Raw genomic sequence first — 16,691 nt, 5'->3', positions numbered from 1 at the left:
AAAGGACCGCCATGAAGGACCTCGCCACGCCCGCCTTCCGCGACGCCGAGATCGCGCTCGCCATCGCCGATGAGCTGTCTCGCCAGCAGGACGGGATCGAGCTGATCGCCTCGGAGAACATCGTCTCGCGCGATGTCCTGATGGCCCAGGGCTCGGTCCTCACCAACAAGTATGCCGAGGGCTACCCGGGCAAGCGCTACTACGGCGGCTGCGAGCACGTCGACGTGGTGGAGGCGCTGGCCATCGACCGCGCGAAGAGGCTCTTCGGCGCGGGCTTCGTGAACGTCCAGCCCCATTCCGGCGCGCAGGCGAACCAGGCGGTGTTCCTCGCGCTGCTGCAGCCCGGCGACCGCATCATGGGCCTCTCGCTCGCCCATGGCGGTCATCTCACGCATGGCTCGCCCGTCACCATGTCCGGCAAGTGGTTCGACGTGGCGAGCTACGAGGTCCGCGAGGACGACCACCGCATCGACATGGACGAGGTGCGCCGCCGCGCGCTGGAAACGAAGCCCAAGCTGATCCTCGCTGGCGCCTCGGCCTATCCCCGCGCCATGGACTTCGCCCGCTTCCGTGCGATCGCGGACGAGGTCGGGGCCTACCTGATGGTGGACATGGCCCACTACGCGGGCCTCGTGGCCGCCGGGCTCTACCCCGACCCGCTGCCCCATGCCCATGTCGTGACGACGACCACGCACAAGACCCTGCGCGGCCCACGCGGAGGCATGATCCTCACGAACGACGAGGCGCTGGCGAAGAAGCTCAACTCCGCCGTCTTCCCCGGCAACCAGGGCGGGCCGCTGATGCACGTGATCGCCGCCAAGGCCGTGGCCTTCGGCGAGGCGCTGGACCCGTCCTTCAAGGATTATGCCGCCCGCGTCGTCGCCAACGCCCAGCGCCTCGCGCGGGTGCTGGCCGAGGGCGGCCTGGACATCGTGTCCGGCGGGACCGACTGCCACATGGTGCTGGTGGACCTCCGCCCCTTCGGCGTGAAGGGCAAGGACGCGGAGAAGGCGCTGGAGCGCGCGGGCCTCACCTGCAACAAGAACGCCATCCCCTTCGACCCGGAGAAGCCCTTCGTGACCTCCGGCATCCGCCTCGGCACGCCCGCCGGGACGACGCGCGGCTTCGGCGAGGCCGAGTTCGCGAGCATAGGCACGATGATCCTGCGCGTCCTGAAAGGCGTCGCCGAGCATGGGCCCGAGGGCGACCGGGAGACCGAGACCGAGGTGATGGCCGGGGTCCACGCCCTCTGCCGCGCCTTCCCGATCTACGCCGACTGACCAACGGACCTGTCCGCCGTCGAGGTCGTGCAGGCCGACGTCGATGCTGTTGCCCATGGGTGCAGGAGGATGAGCCCTGTACGTGCCGGGCTGATCCGGCCCGGTCGGCAACTCGTGGCTGGCGCCTTGGGCACGATGCCTGTCGGGCTCGGCGCCCGGATCGAGCCCCGGTTGCGCTCGACGGGCCCTAGACTGACGGTCATGCGCGTGTCGGGCAGGTCGAGGGCGCAGAGCATGGGTTCCCGCTGAATTGGGCCGCCGCCGGCGATCAGGGCGGGGGCGGCCCATCCATTCAGAGGGGTCACAACGCCGCGCGCAGTTCGTTCCGACTGCGGAGCGGGACGGTCAGGCGTTCCCCAGCCAAGCGGGCGCGATGTCGGTGCCGCGGCCCAGGCCGTAGCCGAGCCGGATGTTGAGCATACCCAGGGGCTCGAGAAGGCGCGCGGCTGTGAGGTCGCCCGCGTCGATCGCCCGGAGCCCTAGCCCCTGCACCAGATCGGCCACCGTCCCGCGCGCGCCCTCGTCGTCGCCGGCGACGAACACGGTCGCGGGCTCACCGCCCGCGCGGCCTCCCGCCTGGAGGACCTGGGCGAAGGTCGTGTTGAAGGCCTTCACGACCTTGGCCTCGGGTGCGGCCTTCTGGATCTCCTCGGCGGCGCTGGTGGTGTGGCCGATGCTGAGGCCCGAGTAGTCGGGGCGGACCGGGTTGCTGATGTCGATCACCGTCTGCCCGGCCAGGCCCCCGATCTCCGCCACGACCTCGGCCGCCGCCTCGTAGGGGAGGGCCAGGATGACGAGGTCGGTGCCCCGGGCGGCCGAGGCGAGATCGGTTCCGGTGACGCCGCCCCCGAGACCTTGCGCGTTCGCCTCGGCCCGGACCGGATCGCGGTCGCCCAAGGCGATGCGGTGGCCTGCCTTGGCAAGGAGCGAGGCCAGGCCCTGGCCCATGTTTCCGCTTCCGAGGATGCCGATGTGCATGTCCGTTCTCCTGCTGATTGGCGCTCCCTTCGGCGCCGTCGACATGGGGAACATCGGTCATGTTCAATCAGATGATAATCAGGGTTGATGGCAGATCATTACATCCGCAATGGAAGCTATCACCGTTCGGACGATCCGGCAGGAGGGGAATGGCAGCTTGCATGGCGCTTGGGTCGTCGTCCCTGGCCCGCGGCGTGGGCTCACCCTGCCGGTGGACATGCCATAGTCACGGTGCTCCGGTCCTGGGCCAGGGAGTCCGTGGTCACTCCCCCTTGCGCCAGATCTTCCCGACGCCGCGATCCCCGACGAGACCGGCACCGGCGAAGCTTTCCGCGATGTAGTGCTCCAGTCGCGCGATCGCCTCGGTCGAATTGTGCGGTGTGCGATGCAGCCGCAACTCCAACTGGCCGAGAGAGGGCAGGCCGTCCTGCTCCCCCAGGATCCGGACACCCTGCGGCGTCGTGCTGCCCGCCATGACCGTCACGCCCAGGCCCGCCAGGACCGCCGCCGAGATGCCGTTGTAGCTCGAGCTGAGATAGACGATCCGGCAGGGCTGGCCGAGCTGGTTCAGCGCCTGCAACATCCGGTGCCGGTAGATGCAGGGCGGCGGCGCCACCACGAGCGGCAGCGGGTCCTGCTCGTGCCGGGCATGGTCGGCGCTGGTGATCCAGACGAGCGGCTCGGTGAAGATCCTTTCGCCGTCCGGGGTGCTCGACTCGTCGTGCAGGGCGATGACGAGGTCGAACTCGCCGTTCTGCTGGCGCCGGAGCAGGTTCTTGCTGAGGTCGCTCGTCACCTCGAGCATGACGTTGGGGTGCGACTGCGCGAACTTGCCCAGGAACTCGGGCAGGAGCGAGGCCGTGTATTCGTGCGGGGCGCCGAGGCGGACCCGCCCGGCGACGCTGGGCTGCCGCAGGCTGGCCAGGGCCTCGTCGTTGAGCGCGAGGATGCGCCGGGCGAACTGCGCGAGCGACTTCCCCTCGGGCGTGAGCTGGAGCTTGTGGGCGTCGCGCTGGAACAGCCGGGCGTCCACGACCTCCTCCAGCCGGCGGATCTGGAGGCTCACCGCCGACTGGGAGCGGCCGACCAGCTCGGCCGCGCGGGTGAAGCTGCCGGAGTCGATGGCCTTGACGAAGGTGCGCAGGAGCTCGGTTGGGATGTTCTGCATGGCCTTATCATGAGTCCCAGAAATGATAAGATTTAGATTATGAACTTTCCCAATGTCAACTTCCCTGTATGTTGCCGCCGTCCGAGAGATCGGGCCGCCAAGTCCTCCTGCCATCCACCACCCGGCGACCCGCTTCGCCGGCGGTCCTTCGTGCATCCCGCGCGGAGGGCAGGGCGGCTCGATGCGCGCGGCCAATCCCGGAGACGGACGATCCGGGTGTCCATCGCCGACCGGCGGGAGGACCCGGGCCGCGAGACGCGCCGGGACAGGAGAGCCGGGCCGTCCTGAGGCTGATGAGGCAAGTGAAGGGAGGAGAGACCTTCGTGACGGAACCGCACCAATCCCCCGGCCGGCTGAGCGGCCCCTTCGCCGGCACGGCGGAGACCCAGACTGGAAGGGCCTGACATGACCATCGCACAGAGCCGACAGGGCGCCGTCGCGCCGCATTCGCGGGTGGAGGAGTCCCACCTCGAGCGCAATCTCACCAACCGCCACATCCAGCTCATCGCCATCGGCGGGGCGATCGGGACGGGCCTGTTCATGGGCTCGGGCAAGACGATCTCGCTCGCCGGGCCGTCGGTGATCCTCGTCTACGCGATCATCGGCTTCTTCCTGTATTTCGTCATGCGGGCGATGGGCGAGATCCTCCTGTCCAACCTGCACTACAAGTCCTTCGCGGACTTCGCCGCCGACCTGATCGGGCCCTGGGCGGGCTTCTTCGTCGGCTGGACCTACTGGTTCTGCTGGATCGTCACCGGCGTGGCCGACATCGTGGCGATCACCGGCTACATCTCGTTCTGGTGGCCCGCCCTCGCGCTGTGGATTCCGGCGCTGGCAACGATCCTCGTGCTGCTCCTGCTGAACCTGCCCTCGGTCAAGGCCTTCGGCGAGCTGGAGTTCTGGTTCGCGATCATCAAGATCGTCGCCATCGCGGCGCTCGTCCTCACCGGCGTCGTCATGGTCACGCGCGGCTTCGTCGCGCCGAACGGCTCGGTCGCGCGGATCTCCAACCTCTGGAACGACGGCGGCCTCTTCCCGAACGGCTTCATGGGCTTCGTCGCCGGCTTCCAGATCGCCGTCTTCGCCTTCGTGGGCATCGAGCTCGTCGGCACCACGGCGGCCGAGGCCCGCGACCCCGAGACGACCCTGCCGCGCGCCATCCGCGCCATCCCGGTCCGGGTGCTGCTGTTCTACGTCGGCGCCCTCGTCGCCATCATGGCGGTGACGCCCTGGCGCGAGATCGTGCCCGGCCACAGCCCTTTCGTCTCGATGTTCGCCCTCGCGGGGCTCGGGATCGCGGCCTCGGTGGTGAACTTCGTGGTGCTGACCTCGGCGACCTCCTCGGCCAACTCGGGCATCTACTCCACCTCGCGCATGGTCTACGGCCTCGCGCAGGAGGGGGACGCGCCGGCTGCGCTGGGCCGCCTGAACGGCCGCCACGTGCCGGTGAACGCGCTGCTCTTCTCCTGCGTGTTCCTGCTGGCGTCGCTGGTCCTGCTCTTCTCCGGCGAGACGGTGCTCGCCGCCTTCACGCTGGTGACGACGATCTCGGCGCTGCTCTTCATGTTCGTCTGGACCATGATCCTGGTCAGCTACATGGCCTACCGCCGCAAGCGGCCGGACCTGCACGAAGCCTCGCGGTTCAAGATGCCGGGCGGGGTGCCGATGTGCTGGGCCGTGCTCGCCTTCTTCGCCTTCATCCTCTGGGCGCTGACCCAGCAGGCGGACACCCTGCAGGCGCTGCTCGTGACCCCGGTCTGGTTCGTGGCCCTCGGGATCGCCTGGAGCTTCGTCCGCAGGCAACCGCGCCACCTCAGGCAGTACGAGGCCTTCCAGCACGAGCTGGCCGAGGACCCCGGCGTCGCCGCCCTCGCCTCCGGCCGGGGCTGACCCGACCTGCGCCCCCGGCGGGACGCGACCCCCGCGTCCCGCCCCCACCCCCACCCGAGGACACCCGCCATGTTCGACGCCCATCTCGACATCGCCGACGCCGACCCCGCGCTCTGGACCGCCATCGAGGCCGAGCGCCGGCGGCAGGAGGACCAGATCGAGCTGATCGCCTCCGAGAACCATGCGAGCCGCCGCGTCATGCAGGCCCAGGGCTCGGTGCTGACCAACAAGTATGCCGAGGGCTACCCCGGCAGGCGCTACTACGGCGGCTGCGCCCATGTGGACACGGTGGAACAACTGGCCATCGACCGGGTGAGGCAACTCTTCGGCGCGGGCTTCGCCAACGTCCAGCCGCATTCCGGCGCGCAGGCCAACGGCGCGGTGATGCTCGCGCTTCTTCAGCCGGGGGACACCATCCTCGGCATGAGCCTCGACGCCGGCGGCCACCTGACCCACGGCGCCAAGCCCGCCCTCTCGGGCAAGTGGTTCCATGCCGTGACCTATGGCGTCGGCACCGACGGGCTGATCGACTACGCCCAGGTCGAGGCGCTCGCGCTGGCCGAGCGGCCTAGGCTCATCATCGCGGGCGCCTCGGCCTATTCCCGCGTCATCGACTTCGCCCGCTTCCGTGAGATCGCGGACAAGGTGGGCGCCTACCTGATGGTGGACATGGCCCATATCGCCGGCCTCGTGGCGACCGGCCACCACCCGAGCCCGATGCCGCACGCCCATGTCGTCACCTCGACCACGCACAAGACCCTGCGCGGCCCCCGGGGCGGGATCATCCTGACGAACGACGAGGGGATCGCGAAGAAGATCAACTCGGCCGTCTTCCCGGGCCTGCAGGGCGGGCCGCTCATGCACGTCATCGCCGCCAAGGCCGTGGCCTTCGCCGAGGCGCTGGACCCCGCCTTCACCGACTACATCGGCAACGTGGTCGAGAGCGCCTGCGCCTTGGCCGAGGTGTTGGTGGCGCGCGGCGCGGCCATCGTCTCGGGTGGGACCGACAACCACCTGATGCTGGTGGACCTCCGCCCGCTCGGCGTGAAGGGCAACGCCGCCGCCGAGGCGCTGGAGCGCGCGGGCATCACCTGCAACAAGAACGGCGTGCCGGGCGACCCGGAGAAGCCCACCGTCACCTCGGGCATCCGCCTCGGCACCGCCGCCGGCTGCAGCCGCGGCTTCGGCGCGCAGGAGTTCCGCGAGATCGGGCACCTGATCGGCGACGTGCTCGACGCGCTCCGCCGCGACCCCGAGGGCGACCCGGCCGTCGAGACCGAGGTGCGCGGACGCGTGCTCGCGCTCTGCCGCCACTTCCCGCTCTATGGGGGGGCGGGCCATGCGTGAGTTCGACCTCGTCGTCATCGGCGCGGGCCCCGGCGGCTACGTGGCCGCGATCCGCGCCACCCAGCTTAGCCTCTCCGTCGCCTGCGTCGAGGAGCGCCCGACCCTTGGCGGCACCTGCCTGAACGTCGGCTGCATCCCTTCCAAGGCGCTCCTCGCCTCCTCCGAGCATCTGGCCGAGGCGCGCCACCTCGCCGCCCACGGCATTGAGGCGGGCGAGATCCGCTTCGACCTCTCCAAGATGATGGCCCGCAAGGACAAGGTCGTGGGCGACCTGACCAAGGGGATCGCGCATCTCTTCAGCAAGAACGGCGTCGAGTGGGTCGCCGGGCGCGGCACCATCCCCGCCCCCGGCCGCGTGCAGGTCGGCGACGAGACCCTCGCCGCCCGCGCGATCCTGATCGCCACCGGCTCGGACACCGTCCCGCTGCTCGGCGCGGAGATCGACGAGGAGGTCGTCCTCACCTCGACCGGCGCTCTGGCGATGGATCGCGTGCCCGAGCACCTCGCGGTGATCGGCGCCGGCGTGATCGGGCTGGAGCTCGGGCAGGTCTGGTCCCGCCTCGGCGCCAAGGTGACGGTCGTCGAATACCTCGACCGCATCCTCCCCGGCGCGGACGGCGAGAGCGCCAAGACGGCGCAGCGCCTTCTCGGCCGGCAGGGGCTCGGCTTCGCGCTCAACCGCAAGGTCCTTGGCGTGACCCGCACCAACGCCGGCGCCCGCATCGCGCTGGAGCGCCGCGACACCGGCGCCGCCGAGGAGATCTCTGCCGACGCCGTGCTCGTGGCCGTCGGCCGCCGTCCGCGCACGGCGGGGCTCGGGTTGGAGGCGCTCGGCATGGCGATGGACGGGTGCGGCTTCATCCAGGTGGACTCCGCCTTCCGCACCAGCGTCCCCGGCATCCTCGCCATCGGCGACTGCGTGCCCGGCCCCATGCTGGCCCACAAGGCCGAGGAGGACGGCATCAATGCCGTCGAGGCCCTCGCCGGCCTCGCCCCCCATGCCCCCGACTACGGGCAGGTCCCCGGTGTCGTCTACACTTCGCCCGAGGTCGCGAGCCTCGGCGCCACCGAGGAGGCGCTGAAGGACGCGGGGCGGCAGTATGTCGCCGGCCGCTTCCAGTTCCTCGCCAACGGCCGCGCCCGGGCGATGGGGACGACGGACGGCCTCGTGAAGGTCTTGGGCTGCGCCGAGACCGGGCGTATCCTCGGGGCGCATATCCTGGGCCGCAACGCCGGCGAGCTGATCCAGGAGCTGGTCCTCGCCATCGCCAAGGGCGCGACCCTGTCCGACGTGGCCCGGAGCTCGCACGCCCATCCCGGGATGGGGAGGCGGTCAAGGAGGCCTGCCTCGCCGCCCTGGGCCAGCCGCTCCACGCGTGAGGATGCCATGACGTTCCACGAGCGCCCCCGCCACCCCGAGAAGGCCCACCGGCCCGCGAGCGACACGCCCCGCAAGCCGGAGTGGATCCGCATCGCCCGCACCGAGGGCCCCGGCTACGCCGCGACCCGCCGCATCCTCAGGGACAACGCCCTCTCCACCGTCTGCGAAGAGGCGGCCTGCCCCAACCGGGGCGCCTGCTGGTCGCAGCGCCACGCCACCATGATGATCATGGGCGAGACCTGCACGCGCGGCTGCGCCTTCTGCAACGTCGCCACGGGCCGCCCCGACGCGCTCGACCCCTTCGAGCCCGCCCGCGTCGCGCAGGCCGTGGAAACGCTAGGCCTCCGCCACGTCGTCATCACCTCGGTGGACCGCGACGACTTGGACGACGGCGGGGCAGGGCACTTCGCCCGCACGATCCGTGCCGTCCGCCACCGCTGCCCCGGCACGACCATCGAGGTCCTCGTCCCCGACTTCCTCAACAAGGGCGAGGCCTGGACCGAGGTGGTGGACGCCACCCCCGACGTGTTCAACCACAACTTCGAGACGGTGCCGCGCCTCTACCCCTCGGTTCGCCCCGGCGCGCGCTACTACCAGTCGCTGCGCCTCCTCGACGACGCCAAGCGCCGCGACCCCGGCGTCGTCACGAAGTCCGGCCTGATGGTCGGCCTGGGCGAGACGCTGGAGGAGGTCCGGCAGGTGATGGACGATCTGCGCGTCGCCGGCGTCGGTTTCCTCACCGTCGGCCAGTATCTCCAGCCGACCCCCCGCCACCACCCGGTCGACCGCTTCGTCCCGCCCGAGGACTTCGCCCGCATCGAGGCCATGGCCCGCGCCAAGGGCTTCCTCGCCGTCTCGGCCACGCCGATGACGCGGTCCTCGTTCCACGCCGGGGAGGGCTTCGCCGCTCTCCAGGCCGCCCGCCGCACTCGACCCGCCCTCACGGAGGCCACCCATGGATGACACCGTCCGACTGAACCGTACGCCGCTGACCGACCTCAACATCGCGCTCGGCGGCAAGATGGTGAACTTCGCCGGCTACGAGATGCCGGTGCAGTTCGCCCCCGGCGTGATGAAGGAGCACCTTCACACCCGCGCCAAGGCCGGGCTCTTCGACGTGAGCCACATGGGCCAGGTGATCCTGCGCCCGCGCTCGGGCCGGGTGGAGGACGCCGCGCTGGCGCTGGAGCGGCTGGTCCCCGTGGACGTGCTGGGGCTCAAGCCCGGCCGGCAGCGCTACGGCCTCTTCACCGACGAGAAGGGTGGCATCCTCGACGACCTGATGTTCGCCAACCGGGGCGACCACCTGTTCCTCGTGGTCAACGCCGCCTGCAAGGCGCAGGACGTGGCGCATCTGCGCGCCCACCTCTCGGACGCCTGCGAGATCGAGGAACTGACCGACCGCGGCCTGATCGCGCTCCAGGGCCCCGCAGCCGAATCCGCGCTGGCGAAGCTCGCGCCCGAGGCCGCCGACATGGCCTTCATGGACCTGCGCGAGCTTTCGATCCTCGGCATCTCCTGCCTCGTCTCCCGCTCGGGCTACTCGGGCGAGGACGGCTACGAGATCTCCGTCCCCGGCACCCACGCCGAGGCGCTCGCCAAGGCGCTGCTCGAGAACCCGGACGTGCAGCCCATCGGCCTCGGTGCCCGCGACAGCCTGCGGCTCGAAGCCGGGCTCTGCCTTTACGGCAACGACATCGACAGGACGACGACCCCGGTCGCCGCCGCGCTGGAATGGGCCGTCCAGAAGGTCCGCCGGACGGGCGGCGCCCGCGCCGGCGGCTTCCCCGGCGCCGACGTCGTGCTGCCCGAGTTCGAGAACGGCGCGCCGACCCGCCGCGTGGGCCTCGCCCCCGAGGGCCGCGCCCCGATCCGGGGCGGCGCCGACCTCTACGCCGACGAGGCCGCCACGACCCCCGTGGGCCACGTGACCTCGGGCGGCTTCGGCCCCACCGCCGAGGCGCCGGTCGCCATGGGCTATGTGCCGACCGCGCTCGCCACCCCTGGCACTCGCCTCTGGGCCGACGTGCGCGGCAAGCGCCTTCCCGTCGCCGTCGCGACCCTTCCCTTCGTCACCCCCCGCTACAAGCGCAGCTAAGGACCCCCGCCATGCTGAAGTTCACCGAAGACCACGAATGGCTGAACCTGGCCGATGGCGTCGCCACGGTCGGCATCACCGCCCATGCCGTCGAGCAACTGGGCGACCTCGTCTATGTGGACCTGCCCGAGGTCGGCGCGACCCTCGCCAAGGGCGACGCCGCCGCGACGGTGGAGTCGGTCAAGGCCGCCTCCGACGTCTACTGCCCCCTGGAGGGCGAGATCGTCGAGGTCAACGAGGCGATCCGCAACGACCCCTCCATCGTGAACGCCGACCCGCAGGACCGGGGCTGGTTCTTCCGCCTGAAGCTCGCCCGCGCGTCCGACGCCGAGGGGCTCATGGACGAGTCCGCCTATCTGGCCTCGGTCGGCTGAGAGGACGCCATGACCTACACCGAGACGAAATACGCCCCCCTACGACTTCGCCAACCGGCGGCACATCGGCCCCAGCCCGGCGGAGATGGCCGAGATGCTCAAGTCCGTGGGCGCCGAGAGCCTGGACGCCCTGATCGACGGCATCGTCCCCGCCGACATCCGCCTGCGCGAGCCGCTGGCCTGGGGCAAGGCGCTGTCCGAGCAGGCGGTGCTGCATCGCCTGCGCGGGGTCGCCTCGACGAACCGCGTGATGACCTCGTTCATCGGGCAGGGCTACCACGGCACCGTCACGCCGCCCGCCATCCAGCGCAACATCTTCGAGAACCCGGCCTGGTACACGGCCTACACGCCCTACCAACCCGAGATCAGCCAAGGCCGCCTGGAGGCGCTGCTGAACTTCCAGACCATGGTCGCGGACCTGACCGCGCTCGACGTGGCCAACGCCTCGCTCCTCGACGAGGGCACGGCGGCGGCCGAGGCCATGGCGCTCTGCCAGCGCTCGGCGCGCACGAAGGCCAAGGGCTTCTTCGTGGACCACCATTGCCACCCGCAGACCATCGCGGTGATCCAGACGCGGGCCGAGCCCCTCGGCTGGGAGGTGATCGTCGGCGACCCCTTCTCGGACCTCGAGCCCGCCCGCGTGTTCGGCGCGATCTTCCAGTATCCAGGCACCTACGGCCACGTCCACGACTTCACGGACGTGATCGCCTCCCTCCACGAGGCGAAGGCCCTGGCCTGCGTCGCCGCCGACCCGCTGGCGCTGACGGTCCTCAAGGCTCCGGGCGAGATGGGGGCGGACATCGCCGTCGGTTCCACCCAGCGCTTCGGCGTGCCGATGGGCTATGGCGGCCCGCACGCGGCCTACATGGCAGTCCGGGACCCGCTCACCCGCTCCATGCCGGGCCGCATCGTCGGCGTGTCGGTGGACGCGCGGGGCAACCGCGCCTATCGCCTGTCGCTCCAGACGCGCGAGCAGCATATCCGGCGCGAGAAGGCGACTTCCAACGTCTGCACGGCGCAGGCGCTGCTCGCCGTCATGGCGTCGATGTACGGCGTGTTCCACGGGCCCGAGGGCCTGCGCGCCATCGCCGAACGCATCCACCGCAAGACCGTGCGGCTGGTGAAGGGGCTGGAGGCGCGCGGCTACAAGGTCGAGCCCGCTGCCTTCTTCGACACGGTGACGATCGAGGTCGGCGAGGTCCAGGGCGCGATCCTCAAGTCGGCCGAGGCCGAGGGGATCAACCTGCGCCGCATCGGCACGACCAGGATCGGCATCGCCTTCGACGAGCGCACCCGGCGCGAGCACACCGAGGCGATCTGGCGCGCCTTCGGCATCGACCGCGCGGACGACGACGTCTCGCACGACTACCGCCTTCCCGAGGCGCTGGTGCGCCGCTCGGCCTACATGACGCATCCCGTGTTCCACATGAACCGGGCCGAGGCCGAGATGACGCGCTACATGCGGCGCCTCGCGGACCGGGACCTCGCGCTCGACCGGGCCATGATCCCGCTCGGCTCCTGCACCATGAAGCTCAATGCCACCGCCGAGATGATGGCGCTGAGCTGGCCCGAATTCGCCGACGTCCACCCCTTCGCGCCGACGGAGCAGGTGGCGGGCTATGCCGAGGTGATCGCGGACCTTGAGGCCAAGCTCTGCCAGATCACGGGCTACGATGCCTTCTCCATGCAGCCGAACTCCGGCGCGCAGGGAGAGTATGCGGGGCTCCTGACGATCCAGGCCTACCACCGGGCCCGGGGCGAGGGACAGCGGAACGTGTGCCTGATCCCCACCTCGGCGCACGGCACCAACCCCGCCTCGGCGCAGATGGTGGGCATGAAGGTCGTCGTCGTGGGCGTGGCGCCGAACGGCGACATCGACCTCGACGACTTCCGCGCCAAGGCCGAGGCGCATTCCGCCAACCTCGCCGCCTGCATGATCACCTACCCCTCGACCCACGGCGTCTTCGAGACCACCGTGCGCGAGATCTGCGAGATCACGCACCGGCACGGCGGGCAGGTCTACCTCGACGGCGCGAACATGAACGCGATGGTCGGGCTCTCGCGGCCCGGAGACATCGGGTCGGACGTGTCGCACCTCAACCTGCACAAGACCTTCGCCATCCCGCATGGCGGCGGCGGTCCCGGCATGGGGCCGATCGGGGTCAAGGCGCATCTCGTGCCGCACCTGCCGGGCGACCCGCAGGCGCGGGAGGCGGGGGCGGTCTCCTCGGCGCCCTACGGGTCGGCCTCGATCCTGCTCATCTCCTGGGCCTATTGCCTCTTCATGGGCGGCGAGGGGCTGACGCAGGCGACCAAGGTGGCGATCCTGAACGCGAACTACATCGCGGCGCGGCTGAGGGGCCTATCCGATCCTCTACAGCTCGGCAGGCGGCCGGGTGGCGCACGAGTGCATCCTCGACACGCGCGTGATGAAGGACCGCGCCGGGGTCAGCGTCGACGACGTGGCCAAGCGCCTTGTCGACTGCGGCTTCCACGCCCCGACCATGAGCTGGCCGGTCGCCGGCACGCTGATGGTCGAGCCCACCGAGTCGGAGCCCAAGGCCGAGCTCGACCGCTTCGTCGCGGCCATGCTGGGCATCGCCGCCGAGGCCGAGGCCATCGCCGAGGGCAGGCTCGACGCCGAGGACAACCCGCTGAAGCGCGCGCCGCATACGGTCGAGGACCTCGTGGGCGCCTGGGACCGGCCCTACGACCGCGAGGCCGCCTGCTACCCGGCCGGGGCCTTCCGCGTGGACAAGTACTGGGCGCCGGTGAACCACGTGGACAACGTCCACGGCGACCGGAACCTGATCTGCTCCTGCCCGCCGGTCGAGGACTACGCGCTCGCCGCCGAGTGAGCCACGCCGGGCGGCCCTTCGGGGCCGCCCGTACCATGAGGGGCAGGGCCATGCCCCCGTCGATCTTCGACATCTTCAGGATCGGCGCCGGACGCCGTCGTCCTTTCACGCGGTGGAGGCCATGATGGCCGCCGCGCCCTCCCTCGATGAGCTGCGGGCGAGGTGGCCGTGGCCGCCTGCTTGACGGTGCGCCTGACGATTGGCTCTCGGTTGATGCCGTCGCCGCCGACGGAGAGAATGCGGCGCTGGGGCGGATGGTGACCTTGCCGACCAATGGCGCGGCCGGGGTCGGCTGCGGGCGCGAGGTGACTCGGCCTCGACGAAGGCGGCATTGGTCACGCCGTGGCGCGGGCACCCGGGCGCTGGGCGCACCTCCCCCGACCCCGCCGGGCTGGCGACCCAGGGACAGGAATCACCTTGGCAGAGAAAGGTTAAGGAAGCGTGAACGCCGGAGCGGGAGGTCGCGGCGGATGCGGGATCGTCCGTTCGACCCCGCTGCTCGTCGGGGAACCCGGTTCTTGGGACATGGCCTCGTCCGCTTCGGTTCGAGGACGGTTTCTCCGTGGCGAGCGGCTGCCCGATGCCTTGCGCCGGGCCGACGCAGGCGACGATGCGACGGCGTTCCCAGGTGTCCTGCCCGCAGGGGAGGAAAGGGACGCCCTGGCGGCTTGTCCACGCTGTCGAGCGATCCTCGGCTAAGGACGCAAGGAGAGTGGCGTCCAGTGGGATCGACCGTCGTGGGAGACCTCCGGGTCGTCTGGCGTCGATTGCTGAACGGTCTGCGCCGCCATCGGCTGCGCCGCAGCCGACGCTCCGGCCGGTGCCCCGGCGACGGGGACCGCCCCGGTCCCACCTGTCCCGGTCGTGAAGGGTGACCGCCGACACGACGTGGGGGCGCCGACCGGCGGGGACGGCTCGGGAAGCCTCGGCGTCTGCGGCGGGCGGTCTCGTGCGGATGGCCGCCGTTCGGACCGTTCGGGCCGGATGGGAAGGGCCGCCCCGGGACAGGGGCGGCCGGACACCCGTCACAAGCTCAGAGCAGGCCGCGCTCCCAGGGCCCGGTGATCGCGAAGGTGATCCCCAGCGTCTGGAGGTTCACGAAGAGCCACCGGCCCGAGGGATCGAAGGTCGCCCCGACCCACTCGGTGTCGCGGTAGTCACCGTCCTTGACGAACTCGGCCGACTTGCCCGCCTGCCGGATGTCGGTCGCCGAAAGCTGTACGTTGCTCTTGGCGAAGAGGTAGGTCTCGCCGGCGGGCGTCGGGCCCATCAGCCGCTCGCCCGTCCCGAAGGTGTCCTCGACCCCGCCGCCGTCCTCGCAGAGGAGCACGCCGCCGCGCGGGGAGACGATGATGTTGTCGAATTTGTTCCCGGCCTGTGGGTTCTCGGACTGGAAGAGGCAGGTCAGCCGGTCCGTCGCCGGGTCCAGCGTCCAGACCGACCCGTCGCCGGGCCCCTCCTTGCCGAAGTCGTCGGACTCCGGGTCGGTGTCCCTCCCGGATGAGGTGTCCACGATGTAGAGCATCCGGTCCCGGGCCGAGTAGAAGATGCCCTCGAGCCGCGAGCTCCCGTGCGGGTCACCTCGCCGTCACGGGGCCTGGAGCGCCAGCGGGGACAGGCCCTCGCCGCGCCATCCTGCGGATGAGGGCTGCGTCCCCTGACCGGAACGGCGTCCGGCCCCAAGGAGCGCGCGGGCGCCGAAGGAAGCTGTCGGGCTTCGTCCAGCCGTGCCGGCGCCGGGGGGCTTCCGATCCCGCCACTGCAACAACCTGTTTACGTCGGGTAAATAAAGGCGCATAATCTTGGGTGTCGCAAGTTCCCTGAGACGACCTGTACTTCGATAGTTACTGTCCTTCCGCAGCTTTGGGACATTTCCCGAGTTGGCCAAGTTCTTGTGAGGTCACGCCAAGATGGAGAGGGGAACGAGACTCGGCAGCAAATTGATTCCGCCTTGCATGATGTCGTTGGTGAATGTGGGCGCGATCTGCCTTGCATCCGGGTGCGCCGCAGAGGCGGAATCCGGCGGATCCCTCGGTAATTGCCTGCCGAATGCCCAGTCCGCTGCTCCGGCCGACGATCCTGCGGGCGACCAGCATCCCCAAGTCTCCTGCGCAACCGAGCCCCGCATGAATCCGGACGGGAATGGTCCTGGTCTCGCACCCCCCCGGGCCTTGAGGCGCAGGGCTCGGAGAAGGTCTCCGTGACCGGTGTCCGGGTGACACAGGGAGATGCCGTGAATTGCCCGCAGCTCCGAGATGACGACGGTGTCGTTCATTCGGTTTCCTATTTGTCTCCGGCCATCTCGATCGGTGACCGTGTGACCGTGAGTGGCTTCTACGCGGTTACGACGAATTGCATCGGCACCGTGATCGTGGTCGAGGACGAGCTTGGCATCGAGAGGTGAGAAGAATTTTGAAGAAGAATAATCATACAAATCTGAGAGGCTGATCGTCAGGCAGGATTCCTCCGTGGTAGTCTTGATTGGAGGATGATAAAATGCCGTTACCAAACGATCCACTGCTGGGTCAACAGTGGCATCTCATCAACCACACCGCGGGTCTGTTCGACCTGAACGTGGCGTCGGTCTGGAGCCCCAGCCAGGGCGAAGCCTACAACGGCCTGGGGACGCGCACCGTCATCATCGACGACGGCTTCGACTACGTCCACGAGGATCTGCTCGGCAACTACAACACCTCCATCGACTTCGACTTTGCCGAGGGTGACGGCGATCCCTTCGGAACGGCGGCCAATGCCCATGGCACGGCGGTCACCGGGATCATCGGGGCGGTGGGCAACAACAACGTGGGCGGGGCCGGGGTCGCGTTTCGGACGCAGCTCGTCGGCTACCGCACGTTGAGCACCATCAGCGACGCTTGGCTGCAGAACGTCCGCGACGCCATCGCCAACGCCGCCACCAGCGCGCTGGGCGACGTGGCCAACATCAGCCAGGCTATCTCCAACGACACCAACAGCGAATTCGGCGTGGGCTACAACGCCTTGCGCTTCGACGAGATCGAGACCTCGATCGGCACCGCCGTGAACCAGGGGCGCGGCGGCCTCGGCATGACGATTACCAAGGCGGCCGGCAACCAGCGCGGCGCCGATTTCGACGTCAACGCGGACGACTGGACGAACGACACGCGGCAGGTGGTGGTGGGGGCGGTGGACCAGAACGGCTTCGTGTCGTTCTATTCGAGCTACGGGGCGGCGCTGCTGGTGTCGGCCTTTGGCACGCCGGGCCAGGTGGTCACGACGGACCGGACGGGGGCGGCCGGCTACACGGCCGGCAACTACACGACCACCTTCAACGGCACCTC

General features: G+C 70.0%; 10 protein-coding genes and 3 pseudogenes. 10 read left to right on the top strand and 3 right to left on the bottom strand.

Translation table 11 applies throughout. The features are described from left to right. Positions 1-11 precede the first annotated feature (11 nt). Positions 12-1,280 (top strand): serine hydroxymethyltransferase, encoded by a 1,269-nt coding sequence (gene glyA, locus RUMESO_RS15590; protein ID WP_037281468.1) that lies wholly within the window; start codon positions 12-14, stop codon positions 1,278-1,280. A gap of 345 nt (positions 1,281-1,625) precedes the next feature. Here the strand turns inward: glyA (RUMESO_RS15590) and RUMESO_RS15585 are convergent, their stop codons facing one another. Both RUMESO_RS15585 and RUMESO_RS15580 read right to left on the bottom strand, forming a co-directional pair. Beyond that, positions 1,626-2,258 (bottom strand): NADPH-dependent F420 reductase, encoded by a 633-nt coding sequence (locus RUMESO_RS15585; protein ID WP_037281467.1) that lies wholly within the window; start codon positions 2,256-2,258, stop codon positions 1,626-1,628. A gap of 262 nt (positions 2,259-2,520) precedes the next feature. Continuing rightward, positions 2,521-3,426, bottom strand: coding sequence for a LysR substrate-binding domain-containing protein (locus RUMESO_RS15580; protein ID WP_037281466.1), 906 nt, complete (start codon positions 3,424-3,426; stop codon positions 2,521-2,523). Between the two features lie 405 nt (positions 3,427-3,831). Here RUMESO_RS15580 and cycA point away from each other — a divergent pair, with 405 nt between their 5' ends. The 7 genes and pseudogenes from cycA (at position 3,832) to gcvP (ending at position 13,374) form a co-directional block, all read left to right on the top strand. Next, the gene (gene cycA / locus RUMESO_RS15575; RefSeq protein ID WP_051521381.1) at positions 3,832-5,316 is read left to right on the top strand and encodes a D-serine/D-alanine/glycine transporter; all 1,485 of its coding nucleotides are present in this window, start codon (positions 3,832-3,834) and stop codon (positions 5,314-5,316) included. A 69-nt stretch (positions 5,317-5,385) separates the two neighbouring features. Continuing rightward, the gene (gene glyA, locus RUMESO_RS15570; RefSeq protein ID WP_037281465.1) at positions 5,386-6,663 is read left to right on the top strand and encodes a serine hydroxymethyltransferase; all 1,278 of its coding nucleotides are present in this window, start codon (positions 5,386-5,388) and stop codon (positions 6,661-6,663) included. Next, positions 6,656-8,043 (top strand): annotated as a pseudogene (gene lpdA, locus RUMESO_RS15565) (dihydrolipoyl dehydrogenase). Before glyA (RUMESO_RS15570) ends, lpdA begins: the two are co-directional and overlap by 8 nt. A 7-nt stretch (positions 8,044-8,050) precedes the next feature. After that, positions 8,051-9,007 (top strand): lipoyl synthase, encoded by a 957-nt coding sequence (gene lipA, locus RUMESO_RS15560; protein WP_037281464.1) that lies wholly within the window; start codon positions 8,051-8,053, stop codon positions 9,005-9,007. Continuing rightward, complete coding sequence (gcvT, locus tag RUMESO_RS15555; protein WP_037281463.1) at positions 9,000-10,142, top strand: glycine cleavage system aminomethyltransferase GcvT; 1,143 nt, start codon at positions 9,000-9,002, stop codon at positions 10,140-10,142. Before lipA ends, gcvT begins: the two co-directional genes overlap by 8 nt. A gap of 11 nt (positions 10,143-10,153) precedes the next feature. Continuing rightward, complete coding sequence (gene gcvH, locus RUMESO_RS15550; RefSeq protein ID WP_037281462.1) at positions 10,154-10,516, top strand: glycine cleavage system protein GcvH; 363 nt, start codon at positions 10,154-10,156, stop codon at positions 10,514-10,516. 64 nt (positions 10,517-10,580) lie between these two features. Next, positions 10,581-13,374: pseudogene (gcvP, locus tag RUMESO_RS15545) on the top strand (aminomethyl-transferring glycine dehydrogenase). 1,033 nt (positions 13,375-14,407) lie between these two features. Here gcvP and RUMESO_RS15540 read toward each other — a convergent pair. Next, positions 14,408-14,926: pseudogene (locus tag RUMESO_RS15540) on the bottom strand (alkaline phosphatase PhoX); the annotation flags it as partial. Between the two features lie 648 nt (positions 14,927-15,574). On the opposite strand from RUMESO_RS15540, the gene RUMESO_RS25255 reads away from it, so the two are divergent. Together RUMESO_RS25255 and RUMESO_RS15535 are read left to right on the top strand one after the other, a co-directional pair. Then, positions 15,575-15,778, top strand: coding sequence for a hypothetical protein (locus RUMESO_RS25255; RefSeq protein ID WP_156362969.1), 204 nt, complete (start codon positions 15,575-15,577; stop codon positions 15,776-15,778). A gap of 92 nt (positions 15,779-15,870) precedes the next feature. Next, a partial coding sequence (locus RUMESO_RS15535; protein ID WP_037281460.1) for a S8 family serine peptidase occupies positions 15,871-16,691 on the top strand: 821 nt, incomplete at its 3' end.

This window comes from Rubellimicrobium mesophilum DSM 19309 (assembly GCF_000600335.2).
GTDB lineage: Bacteria > Pseudomonadota > Alphaproteobacteria > Rhodobacterales > Rhodobacteraceae > Rubellimicrobium > Rubellimicrobium mesophilum.
The sequence above is the reverse complement of the archived record's forward strand: the minus strand, read 5'-3'. Positions and strand labels throughout refer to the sequence as shown.

Coding starts and splice junctions, on each gene's coding strand:
- glyA (WP_037281468.1), top strand. CDS start 12: ATGAAGGACCTCGCCACGCCCGCCTTCCGCGACGCCGAGATCGCGCTC.
- RUMESO_RS15585 (WP_037281467.1), bottom strand. CDS start 2,258: ATGCACATCGGCATCCTCGGAAGCGGAAACATGGGCCAGGGCCTGGCC.
- RUMESO_RS15580 (WP_037281466.1), bottom strand. CDS start 3,426: ATGCAGAACATCCCAACCGAGCTCCTGCGCACCTTCGTCAAGGCCATC.
- cycA (WP_051521381.1), top strand. CDS start 3,832: ATGACCATCGCACAGAGCCGACAGGGCGCCGTCGCGCCGCATTCGCGG.
- glyA (WP_037281465.1), top strand. CDS start 5,386: ATGTTCGACGCCCATCTCGACATCGCCGACGCCGACCCCGCGCTCTGG.
- lipA (WP_037281464.1), top strand. CDS start 8,051: ATGACGTTCCACGAGCGCCCCCGCCACCCCGAGAAGGCCCACCGGCCC.
- gcvT (WP_037281463.1), top strand. CDS start 9,000: ATGGATGACACCGTCCGACTGAACCGTACGCCGCTGACCGACCTCAAC.
- gcvH (WP_037281462.1), top strand. CDS start 10,154: ATGCTGAAGTTCACCGAAGACCACGAATGGCTGAACCTGGCCGATGGC.